The sequence below is a fragment of the Exiguobacterium sp. SRB7LM genome (genome assembly GCF_015712685.1).
Lineage (GTDB): Bacteria > Bacillota > Bacilli > Exiguobacteriales > Exiguobacteriaceae > Exiguobacterium > Exiguobacterium profundum.
In genome coordinates, this window is record NZ_VWVR01000006.1 from 186,379 (window position 1) to 212,316 (window position 25,938).

Consider the following 25,938-nt stretch of genomic DNA (forward strand, 5'->3'; position numbering starts at 1 on the left):
TCGACTCTTATTTGTAGTCGTCTTTTCGGTCTAGTTGGACGGTGATTTGGACAGCTTTTCGGGTTGGATCGGCGTAACCTTCTGCGACGCATTGGAAACGACCTGAAATCTGTTCGGCTAAAAATCCAGCTTCAAGCTGATAGTATCCTGTCGCTTTGGTCTGAGTCGCAGGTGGTGGGGTCAATTCATAAGTAAACTTGCTCCCACGTTCCTTCTTGATTGTCAACTCTCCCCAACCTGCCTCTGCGAAGAACGCAGTCAGTTCATCGTCGGACATCGTCGGGAACTTACGGGCGACCCGTTTTCCTGACCAATAGATGACTTGGGCGTAATCTTCGCCAAGCAAATCCGTCAACACATAGTCGCGAAGCAGTTCAATCGCGAAAGTTGGTTGGCTCATCGTTTCCATTCTATCCCATCACTCCAATCTCTCTATATCATTATAACGACCAATTGGAATTTGGTCATCCTGTAATTTTGAAAAGAATGTGGCACAAATCGGCTAGGTTGTCTTGTCATACAATTTTCACAAGAGTAGAATAGGAGACAGAAAGCTATATCTGCATTTGAAAACGCTTTTATTGACAATACGAGCCAATGCTCGTGAAAAGGGGGAACTAGAATGGCAGCGCATCGTGACTACTTCAGTCGTAAAGTCCATTCGCTACTTGGGGTCATTCCAATCGGTTTGTTTTTGATCGTCCATTTGTCGGTCAACTACTACATCGTCGATGGGGTGGAGTCATTCAACAAAGCAGCAAAATTCATGGAGAACTTACCGTATTTGTACTTCCTTGAAGTGACAATTATCGCATTGCCGATGATTTTCCACGGGGTGTACGGCGTGTACTACGCGTTTCTCGGATCAATCAACTCGAACCGCTATTCATACGCGCGCAACTGGTGGTATCTCTTCCAACGCTTCACAGGAGTTTTCCTCGTGATCTTCATCGCTTGGCACGTTTGGGAAACGCGTCTTGCGAAATTACGCGGGGTAGAAGTCAATGCGGAGATGATGCAAAACATCGTCGACAACCCGCTCATGTTGATCTTCTACATAGTCGGAATCCTTTCGGCTACGTTCCACTTCGCGAACGGTCTTTGGTCGTTCTCAATCACGTGGGGTATCACACAGTCACCTCGTTCGCAACGTCTCATGAGCTACGTATCAGGTGTCGTGTTCTTGGCACTATCTTTTGTCGGCATCCGTTCGATTTTGACGTTTGCAGGCATCTTGTAATTAGGGGGAATTTTACATGGCAAATCAAAGTTTGATCGTCATCGGTGGCGGTCTAGCTGGACTCATGGCGACAATCAAGTCGGCAGAGATGGGTGTTCCGGTAAAACTATTCTCGCTTGTACCGGTCAAGCGTTCACATTCAGTTTGTGCCCAAGGTGGGATTAACGGGGCCGTCAACACGAAAGGGGAAGGTGACTCTCCTTGGCAACACTTTGACGACACGGTATACGGAGGCGACTTCCTCGCCAACCAACCGCCTGTCCAAAAGATGGCGGAGAATGCTCCGAAAATCATTCACATGTTCGACCGGATGGGCGTTATGTTCAACCGTACGCCAGAAGGTCTCTTAGACTTCCGTCGTTTCGGTGGAACGCTTCACCACCGTACGGCATACGCCGGAGCGACGACAGGACAGCAACTTCTTTATGCACTCGATGAGCAGGTTCGTCGTTACGAAGCGCAAGGTCTCGTGGAGAAGTATGAGGGCTGGGAGTTCCTTCGTGCGGTCATCGACGAAGAAGGCATCTGCCGCGGTGCGGTATGTCAAGATTTGCGCTCGATGGAAATTAAAGCGTTCCCATCGGACGCGGTCATCTTGGCGACAGGTGGCCCAGGGGTCATCTTCGGTAAGTCGACAAACTCGGTCATCAACACAGGACAAGCAGCGGCAGCGGTTTATCGCCAAGGCGCGGTTTACGCGAACGGGGAGTTCATCCAGATTCACCCGACGGCGATTCCAGGGGATGACAAACTTCGTCTCATGAGTGAATCGGCTCGTGGGGAAGGTGGACGTGTCTGGACATACAAAGACGGGAAGCCATGGTACTTCCTCGAAGAGAAATATCCAGCATACGGAAACCTCGTACCGCGTGACATCGCAACACGTGAGATCTTCGATGTATGTGTCAACCAAAAACTCGGCGTCAACGGCGAGAACATGGTCTACCTCGACTTGTCTCACAAAGACTCGAAAGAACTCGACATCAAACTCGGTGGAATCCTTGAAATATACGAGAAATTCGTAGGCGATGACCCGCGTAAAGTACCGATGAAAATCTTCCCGGCAGTCCACTATTCGATGGGCGGACTTTGGGTCGACTACGATCAGATGACGAACATTCCGGGACTCTTCGCAGCCGGTGAATGTGACTACTCGATGCACGGTGCGAACCGTCTAGGTGCGAACTCTCTTCTTTCAGCCGTTCATGGCGGAATGGAAGCAGGGCCTGCGGCAGTCAACTACATGCGTGGTCTCGATCAAGCGACAGAAAGCGTTTCAGAAGCGCTCTTCAACTTCAATGAACGTGAAGAAATCGAACGATTCAACAACATCCTTGCGATGGATGGAACAGAGAATGCTTATCAAATCCACCGTGAACTCGGTGAACTCATGACGGACAACGTCACAGTTGTTCGCTACAATGACAAACTTGAAGCGACCGACAAGAAAATCCAAGAATTGCGTGAACGTTTCCATAAGATTTCAGCTACGGATACGGCACGTTGGAGCAACCAAGGGGCATCGTTCATTCGACAACTCGACCACATGCTCGACCTCGCACGCGTCATCACACTTGGCGCGCTCAAGCGGGACGAGAGCCGTGGTGCCCATTACAAACCGGAGTTCCCGGAACGTAATGATGAGCAGTTCATGAAGACGACGATGGCACGTTACAAAGATGGGGAAGTCGATATCTCGTATGAAGACATCGATGTTTCGTTAATCCCGCCACGTAAACGGGATTACTCGAAGAAAGGGGCGAAGACGAAATGACGACGCCAATGCAATCTGAACAAAAAGACATCCGCTTCATTATCGAACGCCAAGATGGACCGGATCAAGCAACATATACGGAAGAATTCACGGTACCATACCGTCCAAACATGAACGTCATCTCGGCATTAATGGAAATCCGCCGTAACCCGGTCAATGCGAACGGGGACAAGACGACACCGATCAACTGGGACATGAACTGTCTTGAAGAAGTATGTGGTGCCTGTTCGATGATAATCAACGGGAAGCCGCGCCAATCGTGTACGGCACTCGTCGACAAACTCGAGCAACCGATTCGTCTTGCACCGATGAAGACGTTCCCGGTCATCCGTGACCTTCAAGTCGACCGTCAACGCATGTTCGACGCGTTGAAAAAAGTGAAGGCATGGGTTCCAATCGATGGCACATACGACCTCGGTCCAGGACCGCGTATGCCGGAGAACAAACGTCAATGGGCGTACGAACTATCGAAATGTATGACGTGTGGTGTTTGTCTTGAAGCGTGTCCGAACGTGAACGACAAATCGGACTTCATCGGTCCAGCGGCGATTTCGCAAGTCCGACTCTTCAACTCACATCCAACAGGTGCCTTCCACGCGGAAGACCGCCTCGAAGCACTCATGGAAGACGGCGGCATCATGCAATGCGGAAACGCACAAAACTGTGTCGAAGTTTGTCCGAAGGGCATCCCGCTCACGACGTCAATCGCTTCGATGAACCGTCAAACGACGCTTCACTCGTTCAAACAGTTCTTCGGTAGTGACAAAGGTCGCACCGGTTCTGCGGTCGAGGCGTAAGCGAGCCGATGACCAAGTACTTTCGAGAGCCAGGTTGGGAAACACGTGTCAAAGCAGGTGTCGCGCTCGATGTGAAAGTCCGCTTTTCGGAGTGCGACCCGTATGGTCACATGAACAACACAATTCCGTTCATCTATTTCGAAGATGCCCGGATCGAGTTGTTAGAGGCGACAGGATTCTCTTTAAAGGACGGATTCGTCGTTGTCGCCGATGCGCAATGTGACTATGTTCGACAAGTCATGCCACGTCAACAGCTGACTGTGCATGCCAATATCTTGACGGTCGGAAACACTTCATGTGATATTCATTACGGGGCATATGACGGAGAGCAACTCCTTTTCGCCGGACGGACAAGCCTCGTTCATTTAACGAAGGAAGGTCGTCCTACGGAATGGACTCCGGAATATAAAAACCGCTTGCAGAATTTTTGCGAATCCGCTATCATTTGATAATGAGTTCACAAACAAAAAATATTCTGCTGGTTCGCCTGTAGAATTGAATTTTGAAGGGAGACCATCATCTCATGGAAAAAACGTTCACAGTCGTTGCTGATTCAGGAATTCACGCTCGTCCAGCTACTCAGTTAGTTAACACAGCTTCTAAGTTCCAATCAGACATCAACCTCGAGTACAATGGTAAAACAGTTAACTTGAAGTCGATCATGGGTGTACTTTCACTCGGTATCGCAAAAGATTCTACAATCAAGATCACTGCTGAAGGTGAAGATGCAGAAGAAGCAATCAACACGCTTTCTGACATGCTCACTAGCGAAGGTCTTGCTCAGTAATTCGGGTAAGGGACGAGGCGCCACTGGCGACCTCGTCTTTTTTTGTCATGGGAACGTTTCTTTTTCCGTCCGAGGTTTTTTGGTAAGATAGGTGAGAATGGAAGTGATGAAAATGAAACGAGCGATTGGAGTCCTCGATTCAGGAGTCGGCGGGTTGACGGTAGTCAAAGAATTGATGCGCCAACTCCCTAAAGAAGAAATCGTCTATATCGGAGATACAGAACGCTGTCCGTACGGGCCGCGTCCGCACGATGAGATTGAAGCATATACATGGGAATTGATTGAATTTTTATTGAAGAAAGACGTTAAAATGATTGTCATCGCCTGTAATACGGCGACAGCGGTCGTATTGAAGGAGGCGCGCAAACGTCTCGACATCCCGGTCATCGGTGTCATCGACCCGGGTGCCCGCGCGGCTGTCAAAGGAACGCGCAACAAGCATATCGGTGTCATTGGTACGAAGATGACGATTGAAAGCGGTTCATATGAGAAGGCGTTACGTCACGTGGCAGGTGAGGTCGATGTGTATTCACTCGCGTGCCCACCGTTCGTCCCGCTCGTAGAGGCTGGAGAAGTGTCTGGAGAGCGCGTGCGACAAGTGGTGGAGGAGACGCTTCGTCCACTTCAACCATCCGAGATGGATACGTTGATTCTCGGTTGTACGCATTACCCACTACTTGCTCCGGTCATTCAAGATGTGGTCGGACCGGACGTCCACCTCATCTCATCAGGTGACGAGACGGCACTTGAAGTGGCTGCGATGCTCGATTATCAGGAACTTGAAAACGGGTTGGATGCAGTCCCGGCACATGCCTTCTATGCGACGGGTGACATCGAGCTATTTGACCGACTCGCGAGCGAATGGCTCGGACGTCCGGTTCATGCGGAGAAAGTCGAGGTGACCGGCATTGCGTGATACGAGACGATTTGATGAACTGCGCGCAGTCGAGATTGTGCCGCACGTGAACAAACATGCGGAAGGGTCCGTTTTAATTTCAATCGGCGATACGAAAGTCATCTGTACCGCAACTGTGGAAGAGCGCGTACCGAATTTCCTTCGTGGAAAGAAACAAGGTTGGATCAATGCAGAATATGCGATGCTACCACGGGCGACGGGAGACCGTACTGTCCGAGAAGCGGTACGCGGAAAACAGTCGGGACGAACGATGGAGATTCAGCGTCTGATTGGTCGGTCGCTCCGCTCGGTCGTGGACTTAGAACGTCTCGGCGAACGAACGATTTGGATCGACTGTGACGTCATTCAAGCGGATGGCGGGACTCGGACGGCTTCCATCACAGGTGGCTTTTGCGCGCTCGTGTTGGCCGTCGACCGCTTGATTCGCCAAGGGAAACTTGGCGACACACCCATTAAAGAAGGGGTGGCTGCGATTTCTGTCGGACGGACCGATGAGCTCGTCTTGGACTTGGATTACCTAGAAGACGCTGCGGCAGAGGTCGATATGAATGTCGTCATGACGGCAAGCGGTCGATTCGTCGAAGTACAAGGTACAGGGGAAGAGGCGACGTTCACGCTACAAGAGATGAACGAGATGCTCGCGCTCGCGCAACACGGCATCGAATCATTATTCAAGACGGCGGAAGCGGCACTCGGTGCTTCTTGGTGGTACGTCGGAGAACGTTCGGAGGAGACATTATGAAGTTGATCATTGCGACACACAATCCTGGAAAAGTGAAAGAACTCGAAGGAATGCTGACGCCGCTCGGGTTCGAGGTCGAATCACTACTCGACTATCCGGATGCACCAGAGACGGAAGAGACCGGCACGACGTTTGAAGAGAACGCGGCGTTAAAAGCGACCGAGGCGGCAGCTTATTTTGGACATGCCGTTCTGGCGGACGACTCCGGTCTTGAAGTCGACGCACTTGACGGGGCACCGGGAGTATATTCAGCCCGCTTTGCAGGTCCAGAAAAGTCAGACGAGGCAAACAATGCACTTCTTCTTGAAAAATTGAACGGAGAAACGAATCGTACGGCTCGTTTCGTCTGTGCGCTCTGTCTCGCAAAACCGAGCGGAGAGACGTTGACCGTTCGTGGAACGATCGAAGGGACAATCGGTTATTCCCCACAAGGCGAAAATGGCTTCGGATACGATCCACTCTTTATCGTCCCATCGCTTCATAAGACAGCGGCAGAGTTGGAGCGTGACGAGAAGGCGGTCGTCAGCCACCGTGGACAGGCACTACGAAAACTGGAGGCAGAAATCATACCATTCATGAAAGGATGAAGCTTATGCGTTTTCTAATAGTGAGTGATAGTCATGGTTTGACCGAAGAGTTGACGACGATTTTTGAAAGGCACGAGGCGGAAATTGATGACGCCTTCCATTGCGGGGATTCACAACTCGCTCTTGTCGATGAACATTTGTTACCTTATCGAACGGTTCGGGGGAATTGTGATTTCGGTGGAGATCTTCCCCTCGAACGCATCGAGACGACGGATGCCGGTACGATTTTAATCGTTCACGGGCACCATCATGACGTCAAATTCGATTTGAACCGTCTACGGTATCGAGCGGAAGAAGTGGGAGCGAATGTCGTCTTGTTCGGTCACTCGCATGTGGCGGGTGCGCTGATCGAGGACGGGGTTGTCTACATCAACCCAGGTTCGATTCGCATGCCGCGAGGACGAACGGACAAAACGTATGCGTTACTCGATCTCGAAGCGGGGGAAGCAACAGTGCGTTTCTATCGCTCAGAAGACGGTTCTCACGTCGAAGACTTGGACATCTCAGGAAAACTATGAGTTTCGAATGGGAAATCGATTGACAGGAAACCATTTTTCTATTATAGTTTTCATGTCAATGTCCCAATAGCTCAGCAGGATAGAGCAACGGCCTTCAAGACAAATAGGAGCCTTTATAGGGAAACAGAAACCTATAAAGTGGACGACACTATATCGGTGAAGCCTTAACAGATGATGCTGATGGTAATACCGAGGAAACTCATTCCCGATTGGGTCGAGTTGATTCGAATGTCTATGCATGTAGAGGTAGAATCAATGGAGGAGCATCATGCTCGTGAGGTTCCGTAGAGACTACACGTGTCGCACCTGAAACGGTGAAGATATAGTCCAGACTACAAACAACACGATGTTGGTGACGAAAGTCATGGTGGTAAGCTAAGCCGTCGGTCGGGGGTTCGAATCCCTCTTGGGACGCTTCCATTAAAATAGAGACGCTCTCTACGGAGAACGTCTCTTTTTTCATTTTCCGGGAAATCGATTGACAAGGAATCGCGTCCTAACGGAAGATGAAGGGGAATGGAAGAGAGGGTGAGGGAAGATGGAGAAGGAAAAGGATCAGGACTATCCGTTCCCTGGGAATTGGGCGCGTCTGCATAAGATGATTCAGGAGGCAGATGCTTCTGGGGAACGACAGCGGATCGAACCGATTTTATGGGATTGGTATCAGACGATTCCAGGTGACCCGTTTATTTTCATGGAAATCTTCCAATGTGCAATGGAACGACCGGACGACCCAGAGACACTCGAGAAGCTGCAGGAACTCGTCAGCATCCATATGTCCGAGGCGGAAGAACCGGCCTCAGGAGGGTTGCAGATTGCGCAGTATTACATCATGCGTGACCAACCGTTTGAAGCGGCGCACTGGATCAACCAGTATCTCGAATGGCAGGACAAGAAGGATACGGTCAACACACAGGCACATCAGGTGCTTCAAGTGTTGAAGATGACCGAGTTTCCGACGGCAATTGCCAAATTGAAACGTACGCTGACGCGAGGGAGTACGGGGGAACAGATTGAAGCATTACAACATGTTCACTTTCAAATCGACCCGGTGCTCGACAATGTGCTACATGAACTGCTCGTGTCGGAGCGTCCGAAGCTCGTCAAACTGATCGTGTTGGAAAAAGCGTTCGCCGAACTAGATGTCATCGAATGGACGGATGGGGACGTTTCGAACAAGATGACACGAACAGAAGCAAAAGCGCAGATTGAAACGTGGGAGAAGACCGTCTTTTCACTTCAAAAATCAGTTGAAGGCGATGAGATCGGGACCCAGCTGTTGATGAATTACATGTATACGCATTATCCGTATGTGCCGGCCGAAAAAGCGGATGTGGAACAGGCGCTCGTACAGGCGAAACAAGCGATTTTACATGACGAACCGGTCAACGGTTTAGCTGCGGAGATTTTAGAGGCGGATCTTCGCTTTACACAGGCGTTATTAGACTAAATCCTTGTGTGCTTACCGAGGATTTATGCTATAATACGGATTGTTGTACATTTTTGTACGGTATAAACGAATTGTTGGAGGGACTTAGCATGACAGCAAAATGGGAAAAAACATCAGGTAGCCAAGGCGTACTCACGTACGAAGCTCCTGCAGAAGCTTTTGATAAAGCAGTTGACGCCGCATTTAAAACAGTCGTCAAAGACTTGAACGTGCCTGGCTTCCGTAAAGGTAAATTGCCACGCCCAATGTTCAACAAAATGTATGGAGAAGAAGCACTCTATCAAGATGCGCTCGACATTCTCTACCGCGACACAATCCAAGGTGCGGTTGAAGAAGCTGGTTTCGAACCAATCGCGCTCGAAAACATCGATGTAGACGGCACGCTCGAGAAAGGCAAACCAGTCGCTTTCAAAGTGACATTCGTGGTTGAGCCAGAAGCTGAGCTTGGCGAATACAAAGGCCTCGAGTACGAAGCTGTTTCAACTGAAGTAACAGAAGACGAAGTAACAGCAGAACTTGAAGCACTTCAACAGCAAGGCGCAGAACTAGCTGTTAAAGAAGGTGCAATCGAAAACGGCGATACAGCTGTCTTTGATTTCGCAGGTTTCGCTGACGGTGAGCAGTTCGAAGGCGGCACAGCTGAGAACTACACACTCGAAATCGGTTCTGGTCAATTCATCCCAGGATTCGAAGAGCAAATGATCGGCATGACTGCTGGTGAAGAAAAAGACGTTGAAGTAACATTCCCTGAAGAGTACCACGCTGAAAACTTGGCGGGTAAACCAGCGACATTCAAAGTCAAACTTCACGAAGTCAAAACAAAACAAGTTCCTGAACTCGACGACGAGTTTGCAAAAGACATCGACGAGTCTGTTTCGACACTCGACGAGTTGAAAGCAAGCATCCGTGAGCGTTTAGAAGCTGGTAAGAAACAAGAAGCTGAAGGTACAATGCGCGACCAACTCGTAGAGCAGGCAACTGCTAACGCGACAATCGACGTACCGGAAGTTCTCGTTGAACAAGAAGTTGACCGCATGGTACAAGAGTTCGGTTCACGTGTATCTTCACAAGGAATCGACCTTAACATGTACTTCGAGCTCACTGGTACTTCTGAAGAAGCAATGCGCGAAGAGATGAAAGAGCAAGCTGAAGAGCGCGTAAAAGCTCGTCTCGTCTTGAAAGCAATCGCTGACAAAGAAGCAATCGAAGTATCTGACGAAGATGCTGAGAAAGAGCTTGAAGAAATGTCTAAACTTTACAACATCGCCCCGGACCAACTCCGTACGATGCTCGCTCCGCAAGGTGGACTTGAGACACTTAAAGGTGACCTCAAATTCCGTAAAGCGATCGACATCCTCGTTGAAAACGGTAAAGCGAAGTAAGCTGATATTCGAAAGGACGACTGCCTAGCGGTCGTCCTTTTTTCTGTCACAGCACATTGCATGTGTAATTCTTTGAAGTCGCAATATGTTCATGCTACAATTATTTCAACGCAGAGATGTAAAATGTCTTTTCGCGGTGCATCGCACCAGAAAATTCAAATCGCGATTTATCGCACTTACATCCATTTTCACCACAGAAGGGGTGTATCGAATGTTCAAATTTAACGAGGAAAAGGGGCAACTCAAGTGCTCGTTTTGCGGAAAATCGCAAGAACAAGTTCGTAAGTTAGTCGCCGGTCCTGGCGTATACATTTGCGATGAATGTATCGAACTTTGCAATGAAATTGTGGAGGAAGAGCTCGGTGTAGAGGAAGAAGTTGAATTCAAAGACATTCCAAAACCACAAGAGATTCGTAACATCCTAGACGATTATGTCATTGGTCAAGACCGCGCCAAACGTGCGCTTTCAGTTGCTGTCTATAACCACTATAAACGTATCAACGCCGGTGGCCGTTCGGATGATGTCGAACTTGCGAAGTCGAACATCGTCATGATTGGACCAACGGGTAGCGGAAAAACGCTTCTCGCTCAGACGATGGCTCGCGTCTTGAACGTCCCATTCGCAATCGCGGATGCGACGAGCTTGACGGAAGCAGGTTACGTCGGGGAAGACGTTGAGAATATCTTGCTTAAATTGATTCAATCGGCTGACTATGATGTCGAGAAGGCTGAAAAAGGGATCATCTACATCGATGAAATCGATAAGATTGCCCGTAAGTCTGAAAACCCATCGATTACGCGTGACGTATCCGGTGAAGGCGTTCAGCAGGCGCTCCTTAAAATTCTTGAAGGCACGACAGCAAGCGTACCGCCACAAGGTGGACGTAAGCATCCGCATCAAGAATTTATCCAAATCGACACAACAAACATTCTCTTCATTGTCGGTGGCGCATTCGCCGGCATCGAATCGGTCGTCAAACGCCGAATCGGGAAGAAAGTCATCGGTTTCGGAAACGACCAAGAGAATCGCGAGTTGACGCAAGAGGACTTGCTCGCCCGCGCACTCCCTGAAGACCTTCAAAAATTCGGCTTGATTCCTGAGTTCATCGGACGTTTGCCAGTCATGGCGACGCTCACGACACTCGATGAAGAAGCGCTCGTTGAAATCTTGACGAAGCCGAAAAATGCTCTCGTCCGTCAGTACGAGAAAATGCTCGAGCTTGACGATGTCGAATTGACGTTCACAGACGAAGCATTGATCGAAATCGCCAAACTTGCAATCAAACGTAAGACTGGCGCGCGCGGTCTCCGCTCGATTATCGAAGAAATGATGCTCGATGTGATGTTCACTGTCCCATCGCGTGACGATATCGAGAAAGTCATCATCACGGATGAAACGATTACGGGTCTTGCCGGTCCGAAATACGTCCTTCGTGACGGTACTGTCGAACAGACAGGGGACAACAAAGAGACAGCATAATTCTTTAACGAAGAAGGCTCAAACACTCGGCACATCCGAGTTTTGGGCCTTTTTGCACAGGAGGCGTTGTATATGGAAAAATTACCAATCCTTCCTTTGCGAGGAGTCGTCGTATATCCGCTCATCGGTGTGACCATCGATGTCGGACGCCCGTTATCCCTTCGGGCGCTCCTTGCCGCAAAGGAGCATGAAACAGATTTGATTGTCGTGACACAGAAAGAAACAGGGAACGAGTCACCGGAACCGGAAGACTTATACACGGTTGGAACGCGTGTCCACATCGCGAAGATGAGTGAACTGTCGAACGAGACGATTCGGGTTCGGATCGTCGGGAAAGAGCGCGTCCGTGTCGACTCGGTCGAATCGACGGATGAAGGTTGGTTCGCCAACATCGAACCGGTCGAACTCGTAGAAGGGGAAGAGGTTGAACGAACAGCACTCGTCCGTCTGTTGAAAGAGCAGTTCGGAAGACTTGTCGCAAACATCAAGGGCATGTCGCCAGATGAGCGTCGTCGTTTCGAGATGTATGAGCGACTCGAATCGCTCACGGACTATATCACGTCAAAACTCGATGTCGACGTCGAACTTCGCCAAGCGATGCTCGAAGAGGCAGATGCGGTCAAACGAGGGCTTGAACTGCTTGAAATCATCGCACATGAGGTCGAAGTGATCGAACTCGAGCAAGAGATGCGCGAGCGGACGAAGAAGTCGATTGAGCAGTCACAGCGCGAGTATTACTTACGGGAACAGATGAAGACGATTCAGCAAGAACTCGGAGACCAGACGCAAGAGTCAGAACCGAACCGCCTTCGTGAGAAGTTAGAGGCGCTCGACTTGCCAGAGACGACGCGGAAGAACGTCATGCGTGAAGCGGAACGATTGAACGTCGTGCCGCAGACGTCTCCGGAGTATGCGGTCATCCGTAACTACCTCGACTGGGTCACCTCTCTTCCGTGGGGCATTGAGACGGAAGACAAGCTTGACGTGAAACATGCGGCAGACGTCCTCGACGATGACCATTACGGCTTAGAATCGGTAAAAGACCGTATCCTCGAGTATTTGGCCGTCCGCCAGTTGACGAACTCGCTTCGTGGACCAATCCTCTGTCTCGCCGGACCTCCAGGGGTCGGGAAGACGTCACTCGCCCGTTCGATCGCCTCGGCACTTGAACGTCACTTCGTTCGCGTCTCACTCGGTGGTGTGCGCGATGAGGCGGAAATCCGCGGGCACCGTCGTACGTATATCGGTGCGATGCCAGGACGGATCATCCGTGGGCTGAAGCAAGCGGAAAGCAAAAATCCGGTCTTCTTGCTCGATGAGATCGACAAGATGGCTTCTGACTTCAGAGGGGACCCGGCGTCCGCGATGCTAGAAGTGCTCGACCCGGAACAAAACGTCTCCTTCTCGGACCACTACATCGAAGAACCGTTCGATTTGTCGAACGTTCTCTTTATCGCAACTGCGAACGATGTCTCACAAATCCCAGCACCGCTTCTTGACCGGATGGAATTGATTCAAATCGGTGGGTACACGGAGCTTGAGAAAGTAGAGATCGCGAAGCGTCACTTGGTGCCGAAACAGTTGACAGAGCACGGATTGAAGAAGAGTCAGTTGACGATAAAAGAAGATGCGCTCTATGAAGTCGTCCGTCGTTACACACGTGAAGCCGGCGTCCGGAACTTAGAGCGCGTCATCGGATCACTCTGCCGAAAAGCCGCGAAACAAATCGCCATCGGGGAGAAGAAACGGGTCACGATTTCGAAAAAGGCGATCATCACGTATCTCGGGAAGCCGAAGTATCGCTACGGAAAAGGGGAGACCGAGGACTCCATCGGTGCGGTGACAGGCCTTGCCTACACGGCGTTTGGTGGCGACACGCTCACAATCGAAGTGGCGCTCGCTCCAGGGAAAGGAAAACTTCAGTTGACGGGTAAACTCGGTGATGTGATGCAGGAGTCGGCACAAACAGCATACAGCTATGTCCGTGCAAACGCAGAGCGGTTCGGGATTGACCCGACGTTCTATGAGCGACAAGACATTCACATTCACGTGCCAGAGGGTGCCGTGCCAAAAGACGGACCGTCGGCCGGAATCACCATTGCGACGGCCTTGATTTCCGCGTTGACCGGGAAGAAAGTCCATCGTGACGTCGGGATGACAGGTGAGATCACACTCCGTGGACGTGTCTTGCCGATCGGCGGATTGAAAGAAAAAGCGCTCGCTGCTCATCGAGCCGGGTTGACGACCATCGTCATTCCGAAAGATAATGAGCGAGACATCGATGATATTCAAGAGACGGTTCGTGAGAAATTGACGTTCGTTCCCGTGACGACACTCGATGAAGTACTAGATGTAGCATTTGGAGGAAATTAAATGAAGATCAACAAAGCAGAGTTCGTGACGAGTGCCGTCGCGCCAGACCATTACCCGGTCCATGAATTGCCGGAAGTGGCACTTGCCGGGCGGTCGAACGTCGGGAAATCGTCGTTCATCAATAAGATTTGCCAACGGAAGGCGCTCGCACGGACGTCTTCGAAACCAGGGAAGACACAGACCCTCAACTTCTTCAACATCAATGATGAAATCATGTTCGTTGACGTTCCGGGATACGGATATGCGAAAGTCTCGAAGACGGAACGTGAGAAGTGGGGCGTCATGATGGAGCAGTACTTGACGAGCCAAGAGGCGCTTCGCGGCGTCGTCTTACTCGTCGATATCCGTCATGATCCTACGGGTGACGATGTGACGATGTACAATTTCTTGAAACATTATGAGATTCCGGTCATCGTTGTGGCAACGAAGCTCGATAAAATCAAGAAGAGTCAGCGTCAAAAACATGAGGCGGCGGTGAAACGTAAGCTTCAATTCGATCCATCTGACCGTTTTGTCGCCTTCTCGGCCGAAACGGCAGAAGGAAAAGACGAGGCATGGAAAGCGATTTACGCACTCATCACAGAAGGCGAATAAGGAGAAGGCGAAGGGATTCCTTCGCCTTTTTGTTTTTGTCAGCCCGCAAGCGGGTAATTATCGTATAATCATAGTTAGTACATAGTCATCATTGTAAACGAGGTGGAGAAATGCAACGCATGTTTGAAAACAAATGGTATCGCGCCCTCTTTTGGACGCTGACCATCTTTTTAGTCATTTGGGTCGGGACACAGATCTCATTCGTGTTTGAACCGATTCAAGTCATCTTGGCACTCGTCACGGTTCCACTCATTGTGGCCGGACTCTTCTTTTATTTCCTGGTCGGGATTGTCGACTTCTTAGAGAAACGCTTAAAAGGGAAGCGAACGTTAGCTGTAGCCATCACACTGATCGGACTCGTGCTTATTTTTACACTTGTCTTCAGTATTCTCGGACCGGTTTTAGGCGAACAAATTACGTCGCTCGTCAACGCTATGCCGAGTATCGCAAAAGAACTTCAGAAACAGGCGTTCGCTGTCCGTGACACGTTGCTACAAAATGAGTTCTTTGCACGCTTCATGGCAGAAAATGACGAGATGTTCCGTAACTTGACGACGAACATCACGTCGTACTTAGGAGACTTATTCGGAAACATTGCCTCATCATTCGGTCAAGTCGTCGGATTCGTGACGTCAGCGGTCATCACGATCGTCGTGATCCCGTTCATGCTTCTTTACATGTTACTCGACGGGAAACGTCTACCGGACGCAATCGTCAAATTGCTCCCATCGAGCTATGAAAAGGAAACGCGTCACATCTTGCATGACATGCACGAGACGGTGCGGAGCTACGTCAATGCACAGTTGCTCGTCGCATTCTTCGTTGGAATCACGTCACTGATCGGTCTATGGATCGTCGGTGTAGATTATGCCATCTTGCTCGCACTCTTCATGATGGTAACAAATATCATCCCTTACGTTGGACCGTTCCTAGGGGCTGCACCGGCAGTGGTCGTGGCATTCATTCAAGATCCGATCAAGGTATTATGGGTCATCGTTGTCATCATCGTCGTGCAACAAATTGAGTCGAACGTCATCTCGCCACTCATTCAAGGGAAGTCGTTAAAAGTACACCCGCTCACGATTATCATCGTCTTGCTCGTAGCCGGGAATTTGGCCGGCATCATCGGAATGCTCATCGCTGTACCGTTCTATGCGGTCGCCAAAACGGTTGTCCAGAATATCGTTCGCATCTATAAATTACGAGAACGAGAACATTATTTGGACAAAGAGGAACCTGAGAGTTCGATTATCACGGACCCGAACTCGCCAAATCTATAAGAAGAAAGGGTAGGAATGGAGTTTCGCCATTTCTACTTCTTTTTGTCACAAAAAGTTCTTATTTTATTTCAGGAAAATCAAACAGAAGATTATAGTTACCAGATAAGAACTGTTATAATGTACGGTAGAGATTGAAATAAAGAAGAGATAACCGTCGGTGGATTTTAGATGAGGGGAAGAGATACATGCATATTGTCGTCGTTGGACTAAATAACAAGACAGCCCCTGTCGCGATTCGGGAGCAGTTCTCGTTTGGGGAGCAAGAAATCGTGGATGCGATGATTGCACTTCGCGAAGAGAAGAGCATTTTCGAGTCGGTTATTTTGTCTACGTGTAACCGGACAGAGCTGTACGTCGTGACAGATCAACTCCATACTGGACGTTATTACACGAAACGTTTCTTGGCGAACTGGTTCAACCTAGAGATGGAGCAGTTCACACCATACTTGTCGATTCGAGAAGGGGAAGAGGCGATTCGCCACTTGTTCCGTGTCACGTCGGGCCTCGACTCGATGATCATCGGGGAAACACAAATTTTAGGTCAAGTGAAGACGAGTTTCTTCCGTGCCCAGGAGCATGGAACGACAGGAACGGTCTTCAACAAATTATTCAAAGAAGCGGTCACACTCGCGAAGCGCGCCCATACGGACACGCAAATTGGGGAAATGTCTGTATCGGTCAGTTCGGCTGCCGTGACGCTCGCGCAAGAGATGTATCAACAGCTCGAAGACAAACAAGTCGTCGTCGTCGGAGCCGGTGAGACGGGTGAATTGACGACACTCAATTTATTTGAAGCTGGTGCGAAACAAATCGCTGTCTTCAACCGGACGGAGAGCAAGGCAAAAGCTGTCGCGGACAAGTTCAAAGGTCGTGCCCATTCGATTCGTGAAATCGCATGTGGATTACTCGATGCGGATATTTTGATTAGTTCGACCGGGGCGAAGGATGCGGTCATTGGATACGACGATGTGGCGGCTGCACAGTTGTTGCGTCGTGAACGTCCGCTCCTTCTCATTGACATCGCTGTGCCGCGAGATATCGATCCAGCGGTCGCGACACTTCCGGGTGTTCATTTGTTCGATGTCGATGATTTGAACGGAATCGTCAACAAAAATCTTGAAGCGCGTCTCGTCGAGGCTGAAAAGATTGAAATGAAAATCGATGAAGCGATTCAAGAGTTCCAGACATGGCTCGTCACACTGGGTGTCGTCCCAATCATGAACGAATTGCGTGCCCGTGCCCTTGATATTCAAGAAGATACGATGACGAGTCTTGAGCGTAAGCTCGATCACTTGTCAGCACGAGACAAGAAAGTCATCGGGAAGCATATGAAGTCGATCATCAATCAAATGCTTCGTGATCCGATCGACTATATTAAAGATGCAGCGGCACAACCGGATGCGAACGTTCGAATCGCTCAATTCATCGAGACGTTCGGACTCGATGTCGAGTTGCCGGAACAACCTGTAGACGAAGTGGAAGAAACAGATGCCACTTCTGCCAAAGCACCACTTCGCGCATTGATGCGCTAACAAGACAAAAAGGCGACGCGTGTCGCCTTTTTCTATGAAGGAGAGATTGAACATGCGGAAAATCATTGTCGGCTCACGCCGTTCCCAACTCGCCATGACTCAAACAAAATGGGTCATCGAGCAGTTGAAGCAAGCTGGAGCAAAGAACGAGTTCGAGATTAAAGAAATCGTGACGAAAGGTGACCAAATCGTCGACGTGCAATTGTCAAAAGTCGGTGGGAAAGGGTTGTTCGTCAAAGAGATTCAACAACAGATGCTCGATGGGGACATCGATTTCGCCGTACACAGCATGAAAGACGTTCCGGCCGAACTACCAGAAGAACTCTATATTAGCTGCATGCCGAAACGTGTCGATGCGCGTGACGTCCTCATCTGTGAGAACGGCTACACGTTCGAGACGCTTCCAAAAGGTTCGATTGTCGGAACGAGCTCACTCCGTCGTGGTGCTCAAATCTTGGCAGCCCGTCCTGACCTTGAGATTCAATGGATTCGTGGAAACATCGACACGCGTCTGAAGAAGTTGGACTCCGAGAACTACAATGCCATCTTGCTCGCGAAAGCAGGACTCGAGCGGATGGGATGGACGGATCGTGTCGATTTTGAAGCGCTCGACCCGGACGTCATGGTACCGGCTGTCGGCCAGGGCGTACTCGCCATCGAGAGCCGCAAGGACGATGCAGAAGTGACAGCAGTGCTTCAATTGTTGCATGATGATGTGACGGCGAAAGCGGCTACAGCAGAGCGCACCTTTTTAAAAGAAATCGAAGGAAGTTGTCACGTACCGGTCGGCGGTTATGCGACGGTCGACGGTGACGACGTGACACTGACAGGTCTCATCGCGTCAGTGGACGGGAAAGAAGTGCTTCGCGTGACGAAAACGTCAACGGACGGAATCGCACTCGGAATGGACGTCGCAGAAGAATTGCTCGGTCGTGGCGGGCGTGAAATCCTCGCCTCGGTCAATGAGTGACGTTTGGTACACGGGAACGAAACGAATGACCGCTTCGCAACGGGCACGGCTCGAGGCGAGCGGTCTTTCCGTTCATCATGTCCCGCTCATTCAGACGAGAGAGACGCATACACCGCCACCCGTGGAACGATTCGATTGGCTCGTCGTCACGAGTCAAAACGCGGTGCAAGCCCTTCGGAATCTGACGCGTGACGTCAAGGTCGCCGCTGTCGGGGAGAAGACGAAGCGGGCGCTTGAAGCGGAGGGCTTTACCGTCTCGCTCATGCCGGAGACGTATACGGGTGAGGCGCTTTTTGAGCAGTTATCTGACGTTGTTTCGACCGATGATGTCGTCTTGTTTGCACGTGGCAATTTGGCGAACACGTCACATATGTCGATGCTGCCTTGCGTGTGTGACTGGGTCGTCTATGAGACGATTCCAATCCGATTGACCTCGGCCCAACAACAACAACTCGAGACGGTGAAGGCGTTACTCGTCTTGAGTCCGTCGGCCGTCGATGCGCTCACACCACACTTGTCCCACTTCAACGGGACGTGGTACGCCATTGGCGAAGTGACCGAACGCGCCGTCCGACAAGTGTCGACATTACCGGTACGAGTGCCAGAATGTTATACTATGGATGCATTAATACAGTGTGTAGGGGAGGATTTTTCATGAACCAGTTTGACCGTCACCGTCGTCTTCGCTCATCGAAGTCGATGCGTGCCCTCGTACGTGAAAATCATGTTCGAAAAGAAGATTTGATTTACCCGCTCTTCATCATTGAAGGGACTAACATTAAACGTGAAGTCAGCTCGATGCCTGGCGTCTTCAATTATTCACTTGACCGACTCGAAGAAGAGATCAAAGAAATCGTCGACCTCGGTCTCCAATCTGTGCTTTTGTTCGGTGTGCCGGAACATAAAGACCCGGAAGGCAGCGAAGCGTATCATGACCACGGCATCGTCCAGGAAGCGATTCGTAAAGTGAAGGAGTGGGCGCCACAGCTCACGGTCATCGCCGATACGTGCCTTTGTGAGTACACGTCGACAGGTCATTGTGGTCTCGTGAAAGATGGGGACGTCGATAACGACGCATCACTTCCACTTCACGTCCAGACAGCCATTACGCAAGCACAAGCGGGTGCCGATGTCATCGCGCCAAGCTCGATGATGGATGGATTCGTCGCGGCTATCCGTGAAGGTCTCGACCAAAACGGATTCAGTCACATTCCAATCATGAGCTACGGCGTCAAATATGCATCAGCCTATTACGGACCGTTCCGTGATGCTGCCCAATCGGCTCCTGGTGAAGGCGACCGCAAAGGGTATCAGATGGACCCGGCGAACCGTCGTGAGGCGTTCCGTGAGTCACAATCGGACGTGGAACAAGGTGCCGACTTCATGATCGTCAAACCGGCTCTCGCGTTCATGGATATCATCCGTGACATGCGCGACTCACTCGATATGCCAATCGTGGCGTATAACGTGAGCGGTGAGTATGCGATGATCAAAGCCGCGTCACTCAACGACTGGGTCGATGAAGAACGCATCGTCATGGAGACGATGGTCGGATTCAAACGTGCCGGTGCCGATCTCATCGTCACGTATTTCGCAAAAGACGTCTGTCGCTATTTGGAAGGAGACTACGCATGACATACAACCAAACGCGCTCAAAGGAAGCGTTCGAACAAGCTCGTCCACTCATGCCAGGCGGTGTCAACAGCCCGGTCCGTGCCTATAAATCGGTCGGCATGACGCCAATTTTCGCCGAACGTGGTGAAGGCTCACGCGTCTATGACATCGATGGCAACGAATATATCGATTACGTCCTCTCATGGGGACCACTCATCCTCGGTCACCGTGATCCGGTCGTCACGAAAGCAATCCAAGAACAAGCTGAAAAAGGCTGGACGTTCGGGACGCCGACCGAGCTTGAAACGAAGATGGCAGAACTCGTCATCGACCGTGTCCCATCGATCGAGATGGTCCGCATGGTCAACTCGGGAACGGAAGCGACGATGGCGGCACTTCGCCTCGCACGCGGCTATACCGGGAAGACAAAGATTTTGAAATTCGAAGGATGTTACCACGGACACGGTGACTCGCTTCTCATCAAAGCCGGGTCTGGCGTCGCGACGCTCGGTCTTCCAGACTCACCAGGTGTACCGAAAGAGCTTGCGAGCCATACGCTCACGGTTCCTTACAATGACTTGGACGCAGTCCGCGTCGCCTTTGAAAAATACGGTGATGATCTCGCTGGGGTCATCGTCGAACCGGCCGCAGGAAACATGGGCTTCGTGCCACCACAACCAGGATTCCTCGAAGGACTTCGTGAAATCACGGAACAAAACGGCGCGCTCCTCATCTTTGATGAGGTCATGACGGGCTTCCGTGTCGGGTACAACTGTGCACAAGGGTACTTCGGTGTCACACCGGACCTCACGTGTCTCGGTAAGGTCATCGGCGGCGGACTTCCGGTCGGCGCTTACGGCGGGAAACGTGAAATCATGGAACAGATCGCACCGCAAGGTCCAATCTATCAAGCAGGTACGCTCTCGGGTAACCCACTTGCGATGATTGCCGGTTACACGACACTCTCGCAACTCAAACCGGAGCACTACGCCGAGTTCGAGCGTAAGGCAGACCGTCTCGCTGAAGGCTTCACACAGGCCGGTGAGAAATACAACATCCCACACGACACGAACCGTGCCGGCTCGATGTTCGGTTTCTTCTTCACGAACGAGAAAGTGACGAACTTTGAGAAAGCGAAATCGGCGAACCTTGAGATGTTCCGCTCGTACTATCAGAAGATGGCAGCTCGCGGCGTCTTCTTGCCGCCGTCACAGTTCGAAGGATTGTTCCTATCGACGGCTCATACGGACGAGGATATCGAGAAGACAATCGCAGCGGTCGAGGCGACGTTCAAGGAGCTTCAAGAAGAGTTTTCACTCTAATCTTGACTGCTGACGTTTCTGTCGCTACAATTATTTAACAGATACGATGAATGGCTTTGATGAGGAGTAGTACGCATACTCCATTCCTTTTAGAGACGCGACCGCTTGGTGAAAGGTTGCGAGGGATGGACGCGGAAGTCGCCTCGGAGCTGACTTTCTGAATGGAGTAGGAAAGTTCGGTCCATCGACCGTTATTCGATTTTGAGGGCGCCATTTTTTGGCGAACTAAGGTGGTACCGCGGAAGATCACGGCTTCTTTCGTCCTTAGCATATAGGACGAGAGAAGCCGTTTTTGTGTTCACCAATAAGATAGAGGAGGCGCTACACATGGCCCATGAGACAAATGAAATCACCATGCCGACGAAGTACGACCCAAGTGCGACGGAATCGAAATGGTACGACTACTGGTTAGAAAACGATGTATTTAAAGCAGACGAGGACGATTCGAAACAACCGTACACGATTGTCATCCCACCACCGAACGTTACGGGGAAACTTCACCTCGGGCACGCCTGGGACACGACGCTCCAAGACTTGTTGACACGCCTCAAGCGTATGCAAGGCTATGACGTGCTCTGGCTCCCAGGGATGGACCACGCCGGGATTGCGACACAAGCGAAAGTCGAGCAAAAACTCCGTGAAGAAGGCGTCATGCGTTACGACCTCGGACGTGAGAAGTTCCTCGAGAAGACGTGGGAATGGAAAGACGAGTATGCGAAGACGATTCGCGACCAATGGTCAAAACTTGGTCTCGGTCTCGACTACTCGCGTGAGCGCTTCACACTCGACGAAGGGCTCTCAAAAGCCGTTCAAGAAGTATTCGTCCGTCTTTATGAAAAAGGCTTGATCTATCGTGGCGAATATATCGTCAACTGGGACCCGGCTCAAAAGACGGCCGTTTCAGATATCGAGGTCATTTATCAAGAAGTCGAGGGTGCATTCTATCACATGAAATACCCACTCGCTGACGGTTCAGGTCATATCGAAATCGCAACGACACGTCCCGAGACGATGCTCGGTGATACGGCGGTTGCCGTGAACCCGAAAGATGAGCGTTACACACACCTCATCGGCAAGACAATCATGCTTCCAGTCATGAACCGTGAGATCCCGATCGTTGCGGACGACTATGTCGACATGGAGTTCGGAACAGGTTGCGTGAAAATCACGCCAGCACACGACCCGAACGACTTTGAAATCGGAAACCGTCACGAGCTTCCACGCATCCTCGTCATGGACGAAGGCGGGAAGATGAACGAGAATGCTGGTAAGTACGAAGGGCTCGACCGCTTCGAATGCCGCAAGCAACTCGTCAAAGACCTAGAGGCGGACGGCACACTCGTGAAGATTGAGCCACACACGCACTCGGTCGGTCACTCGGAGCGTTCAGGCGCGGTCATCGAGCCATACCTTTCGAAACAATGGTTCGTTGACATGGAGCCACTCGCGAAAGCGGCACTCGAGGCACAAGGAAACGACGACACGAAAGTCAACTTCGTCCCAGAGCGCTTCGAAGGCACATACCTCCGTTGGATGGAGAACATCCGCGACTGGTGTATCAGCCGCCAACTTTGGTGGGGCCACCGCATCCCGGCTTGGTACCATAACGAGACAGGTGAAGTATATGTAGGGAAAGAGGTGCCAGCGGACAGTGAGAACTGGACACAAGACGAAGACGTTCTTGACACATGGTTCTCGTCAGCACTCTGGCCGTTCTCAACGATGGGCTGGCCGGATACGGACGCACCGGACTTCAACCGTTACTTCCCGACGAGCGCGCTCGTCACGGGATACGACATCATCTTCTTCTGGGTATCGCGTATGATCTTCCAATCACTCGAGTTCACAGGGAAGCAACCGTTCAACGATGTCCTCATCCACGGTCTCATCCGTGACTCGGAAGGACGCAAGATGTCGAAATCTCTTGGTAACGGCGTTGACCCGATGGAAGTCATCGACCAATACGGAGCGGATTCACTCCGTTGGTTCCTCCTCACAGGTTCGACACCAGGGAACGACCTTCGTTTCTATTGGGAGAAGATCGAGTCGACATGGAACTTCTCGAACAAGATTTGGAACGCAAGTCGTTTCGCGCTCATGAACATGGATGGACTCAAAGTCGAAGACATCGACCTCACGGGCGAGAAGACGCTTGCTGATAAGTGGATCTTGACACGCTTGAACGACACGATTGACCAAGTGACACGCCTCGTCGACAAGTACGAGTTCGGTGAAGCTGGTCGTTACTTGTACAACTTCATCTGGGAAGAGTTCTGTAACTGGTACATCGAGATGGCGAAACTCACGCTCTATGGTGAGGATGAAGCGGCGAAGCACACGACACGTTCGGTCCTCGCGCATACGCTCGATTCGATCATGCGTCTCATGCACCCGTTCATGCCGTTCCTCACAGAAGAAATTTGGCAACACTTGCCGCACGAAGGCGATTCAATCGTTCGTGCAAGCTACCCGACTCGTCGCGACGATCTTCATTTCGCAGACTCGGTTCCAGCATTTGAAGCCGTGATGAACGTCATCCGCTCGGTTCGTAACATCCGTGCCGAAGTGAACGCACCGATGTCGAAACCGATTCAGCTCTTCATCTCGACGAGTGATGATGCGACACAAGGTTACTTGAGCGCGAACGAAATGACGATCGGCAAGTTCACGAATGCGACAGAGCTTGAAATCGGACGTGGTCTCACGGCTCCGGACAAGTCAATGTCCGCGATCATGACGGGAGCGGAGCTCTTCATCCCGCTCGCAGACCTCATCAACTTCGAAGAAGAAATCGCTCGTCTTGAAAAAGAAGTAGCGAAGTATGAGAAAGAAGTCGAGCGCGTGCAGAAGAAACTCGGAAACCAAGGCTTCATCGCCAAGGCGCCGGCTCACGTCATCGACGAAGAGAAAGCAAAAGAAAAAGACTACCTCGACAAGCGTGACGCGGTCCGCGCCCGTTTGGAAGAGTTGCGTAAGTAAGACTCACACCTTCTTTGGAGATTGATTCTCTGAAGAAGGTTTTTTTGTGTTTTGGTAGAATTTGGAGAGATGGACGTAGAAAAGGGGATATGAGATGAGACGAATCGGGGTAATATGTATTCTTGTGTTGGGACTAGCGGGGTGTATGACACCAAAAGAGACGAAATCTATCGAAACAGTGGATGTGATGGATTTGGAAGAGATTGAGAAGGAGAGAGTGATTGATGAATCCCAATTTCCAGACGTAGAAGTGACGGGGACGACGATTGTTGAAGTGCCAGCAAGAACGAAACAGATTTCAGATGCCGTTGTGGCACAAACGACCCTTCAATATGAAGATGGGTCGACGAGACATTTATCGAAAGATCACATTTTAACGGAGACGATGGTCGGAGGAATCGGTTTAGTTGCGATGACCGTCCCTGACCGTGAGAACCCGTTTGGCGTATTCATTTACGATGTGAGAAATGAGTGGGCGCAGCGTGGAATGCAACGTTTCGGGATTCCAGAAACATCATCAGCGTTCGTTCACGGATTAGATCTTCCTAATAAAGAGATGGAGGCCATCAGTACGGATTATTCAGGTAGCGATTGGTCGGTGAAGCTTTGGACGTTATATGACGAGACACGCCTCATCAGTATCATTGTGACGGATTCTTTCACTGAAGTAGAAGGGGAGATGTCGGAACAGCCAGAACCGTATGTTTTGGAACAATCATATGGGAACGGTTTATACTATTTATCACAAGGAAGACTGATTATCGTGACAGGAAATATCTCAGAAGAAGAGTTATTGGTACTCACTGACTCGCTACCGGAACCTTCGTCTGTATCGTTTCCGTTTCATGATCCGGAGTAAAGATGAACACGCACACTTATAGAACCGATGAAAAGGAGGAGGCCTGTTGCTCAATCGAAAGGAAATGATTCTACGAATTCGTACTGCTGAAATGAATGATGTAGCTGCACTGTCAGAATTAATGGGAGAGTTGGGATACCCGACTACAGAAAAGCAGATGGCAATCCGTTTGATGAATATTCAACAAGATTCGAATTATCACACATTTGTAGCGGTGGAAAATCAAGAAATTGTAGGGATGATTGGTTTTTTTAGAGGAGTGTCTTATGAAGTAGATGCATCCTACATTCGAATCATTGCTCTTGTAGTGAAGGCATCTCATCAAAAAAATGGGGTCGGGGCTTCTTTAGTGAATCATGTTGAAGAGTGGGCACATCAACATGACATAATGAAAATAGCGGTCAATACAGGAAATCGACGAACGGGTTCACACGTATTCTACAAAAAGATGGGCTTTGATGGAACAGGGACAGGCTATTATAAATCCATTTAGTAGGAAATAAAGAAAGCATTTTTCAAATTCAAGTTGGAGCAGAAAAAACGATGGAAGGACGTCATATATTTTGCCAATCCATGAATTTGATACATGGCATCGAGAGTTAGGTTTACCAGTCTACGTATCAAATCATCCTACATATACGAAGGTTCATGACGAATCGATCCAGGAATTGATGGAGGCGTGTTCGATTGTACGTACCTACTATCATTCATACGATCGCCTTCGGTTTGGATTGTGTTATCA

Annotated in this window: 24 protein-coding genes and 1 other annotated feature; of the genes, 23 read left to right on the forward strand and 1 reads right to left on the reverse strand. The window is 50.3% G+C overall.

What is annotated here, in order from left to right; genetic code table 11:
* Positions 1-7: 7 nt before the first annotated feature.
* Complete coding sequence (locus F3H97_RS01775) at positions 8-400, reverse strand: YslB family protein (protein WP_230872787.1); 393 nt, start codon at positions 398-400, stop codon at positions 8-10.
* 222 nt (positions 401-622) lie between these two features.
* Between F3H97_RS01775 and F3H97_RS01780 the strand changes: the two genes are divergently transcribed.
* From F3H97_RS01780 to F3H97_RS01890, 23 genes are all read left to right on the forward strand, one after another.
* The gene (locus F3H97_RS01780; RefSeq protein ID WP_196430410.1) at positions 623-1,240 is read left to right on the forward strand and encodes a succinate dehydrogenase cytochrome b558 subunit; all 618 of its coding nucleotides are present in this window, start codon (positions 623-625) and stop codon (positions 1,238-1,240) included.
* Between the two features lie 16 nt (positions 1,241-1,256).
* Positions 1,257-3,014, forward strand: a complete 1,758-nt coding sequence (gene sdhA / locus F3H97_RS01785; protein WP_015881103.1) for a succinate dehydrogenase flavoprotein subunit — start codon at positions 1,257-1,259, stop codon at positions 3,012-3,014.
* Positions 3,015-3,022: 8 nt separating this feature from the next.
* Positions 3,023-3,811 (forward strand): succinate dehydrogenase iron-sulfur subunit, encoded by a 789-nt coding sequence (gene sdhB, locus F3H97_RS01790; protein ID WP_193343274.1) that lies wholly within the window; start codon positions 3,023-3,025, stop codon positions 3,809-3,811.
* Between the two features lie 8 nt (positions 3,812-3,819).
* Entirely contained in the window at positions 3,820-4,260 is a 441-nt protein-coding gene (locus F3H97_RS01795; protein ID WP_074032771.1) for an acyl-CoA thioesterase, read from the forward strand.
* A 74-nt stretch (positions 4,261-4,334) separates the two neighbouring features.
* Positions 4,335-4,598: a phosphocarrier protein HPr gene (locus F3H97_RS01800; protein WP_015881106.1), complete on the forward strand. Its 264-nt coding sequence runs from the start codon at positions 4,335-4,337 to the stop codon at positions 4,596-4,598.
* Between the two features lie 112 nt (positions 4,599-4,710).
* A complete protein-coding gene (gene racE / locus F3H97_RS01805) occupies positions 4,711-5,514 on the forward strand; it encodes a glutamate racemase (RefSeq protein ID WP_078147903.1) in 804 nt (267 codons plus the stop codon).
* The gene (gene rph / locus F3H97_RS01810; RefSeq protein ID WP_159561961.1) at positions 5,507-6,256 is read left to right on the forward strand and encodes a ribonuclease PH; all 750 of its coding nucleotides are present in this window, start codon (positions 5,507-5,509) and stop codon (positions 6,254-6,256) included. The genes racE and rph overlap by 8 nt, the downstream gene beginning before the upstream one ends.
* On the forward strand, positions 6,253-6,843 hold the full coding sequence (locus F3H97_RS01815) for an XTP/dITP diphosphatase (RefSeq protein WP_074037535.1): 591 nt from the start codon (positions 6,253-6,255) through the stop codon (positions 6,841-6,843). Before rph ends, F3H97_RS01815 begins: the two co-directional genes overlap by 4 nt.
* Before the next feature lie 5 nt (positions 6,844-6,848).
* Positions 6,849-7,361: a metallophosphoesterase family protein gene (locus F3H97_RS01820; protein WP_015881110.1), complete on the forward strand. Its 513-nt coding sequence runs from the start codon at positions 6,849-6,851 to the stop codon at positions 7,359-7,361.
* Positions 7,362-7,899: 538 nt separating this feature from the next.
* Positions 7,900-8,811 (forward strand): hypothetical protein, encoded by a 912-nt coding sequence (locus tag F3H97_RS01825; protein ID WP_196430411.1) that lies wholly within the window; start codon positions 7,900-7,902, stop codon positions 8,809-8,811.
* Between the two features lie 89 nt (positions 8,812-8,900).
* A complete protein-coding gene (gene tig, locus F3H97_RS01830) occupies positions 8,901-10,193 on the forward strand; it encodes a trigger factor (RefSeq protein WP_015881112.1) in 1,293 nt (430 codons plus the stop codon).
* Positions 10,194-10,404: 211 nt separating this feature from the next.
* The gene (gene clpX, locus F3H97_RS01835; RefSeq protein ID WP_015881113.1) at positions 10,405-11,673 is read left to right on the forward strand and encodes an ATP-dependent protease ATP-binding subunit ClpX; all 1,269 of its coding nucleotides are present in this window, start codon (positions 10,405-10,407) and stop codon (positions 11,671-11,673) included.
* 72 nt (positions 11,674-11,745) lie between these two features.
* Positions 11,746-14,046 (forward strand): endopeptidase La, encoded by a 2,301-nt coding sequence (lon, locus tag F3H97_RS01840; RefSeq protein ID WP_196430412.1) that lies wholly within the window; start codon positions 11,746-11,748, stop codon positions 14,044-14,046.
* Positions 14,047-14,640, forward strand: coding sequence for a ribosome biogenesis GTP-binding protein YihA/YsxC (yihA, locus tag F3H97_RS01845; protein WP_015881115.1), 594 nt, complete (start codon positions 14,047-14,049; stop codon positions 14,638-14,640).
* Between the two features lie 110 nt (positions 14,641-14,750).
* A complete protein-coding gene (locus tag F3H97_RS01850; protein ID WP_196430413.1) occupies positions 14,751-15,920 on the forward strand; it encodes an AI-2E family transporter in 1,170 nt (389 codons plus the stop codon).
* Positions 15,921-16,105: 185 nt separating this feature from the next.
* Positions 16,106-17,452: a glutamyl-tRNA reductase gene (gene hemA, locus F3H97_RS01855; RefSeq protein ID WP_196430414.1), complete on the forward strand. Its 1,347-nt coding sequence runs from the start codon at positions 16,106-16,108 to the stop codon at positions 17,450-17,452.
* Between the two features lie 52 nt (positions 17,453-17,504).
* Positions 17,505-18,422 carry a hydroxymethylbilane synthase gene (hemC, locus tag F3H97_RS01860; RefSeq protein ID WP_196430415.1) on the forward strand — a complete coding sequence of 306 codons (918 nt, stop codon included), beginning with the start codon at positions 17,505-17,507 and terminating at the stop codon, positions 18,420-18,422.
* A 25-nt stretch (positions 18,423-18,447) separates the two neighbouring features.
* Positions 18,448-19,080: a uroporphyrinogen-III synthase gene (locus F3H97_RS01865; protein WP_196430416.1), complete on the forward strand. Its 633-nt coding sequence runs from the start codon at positions 18,448-18,450 to the stop codon at positions 19,078-19,080.
* On the forward strand, positions 19,077-20,057 hold the full coding sequence (gene hemB, locus F3H97_RS01870) for a porphobilinogen synthase (RefSeq protein WP_074037524.1): 981 nt from the start codon (positions 19,077-19,079) through the stop codon (positions 20,055-20,057). The genes F3H97_RS01865 and hemB overlap by 4 nt, the downstream gene beginning before the upstream one ends.
* On the forward strand, positions 20,054-21,358 hold the full coding sequence (hemL, locus tag F3H97_RS01875) for a glutamate-1-semialdehyde 2,1-aminomutase (RefSeq protein ID WP_196430417.1): 1,305 nt from the start codon (positions 20,054-20,056) through the stop codon (positions 21,356-21,358). Before hemB ends, hemL begins: the two co-directional genes overlap by 4 nt.
* 47 nt (positions 21,359-21,405) lie before the next feature.
* Positions 21,406-21,627 (forward strand) — a binding site (T-box leader).
* Positions 21,628-21,685: 58 nt separating this feature from the next.
* Entirely contained in the window at positions 21,686-24,337 is a 2,652-nt protein-coding gene (locus tag F3H97_RS01880) for a valine--tRNA ligase (RefSeq protein ID WP_196430418.1), read from the forward strand.
* Positions 24,338-24,431: 94 nt separating this feature from the next.
* A complete protein-coding gene (locus tag F3H97_RS01885) occupies positions 24,432-25,196 on the forward strand; it encodes a hypothetical protein (RefSeq protein WP_196430419.1) in 765 nt (254 codons plus the stop codon).
* A 46-nt stretch (positions 25,197-25,242) separates the two neighbouring features.
* Entirely contained in the window at positions 25,243-25,689 is a 447-nt protein-coding gene (locus tag F3H97_RS01890) for a GNAT family N-acetyltransferase (RefSeq protein ID WP_196430420.1), read from the forward strand.
* Positions 25,690-25,938 lie beyond the last annotated feature (249 nt).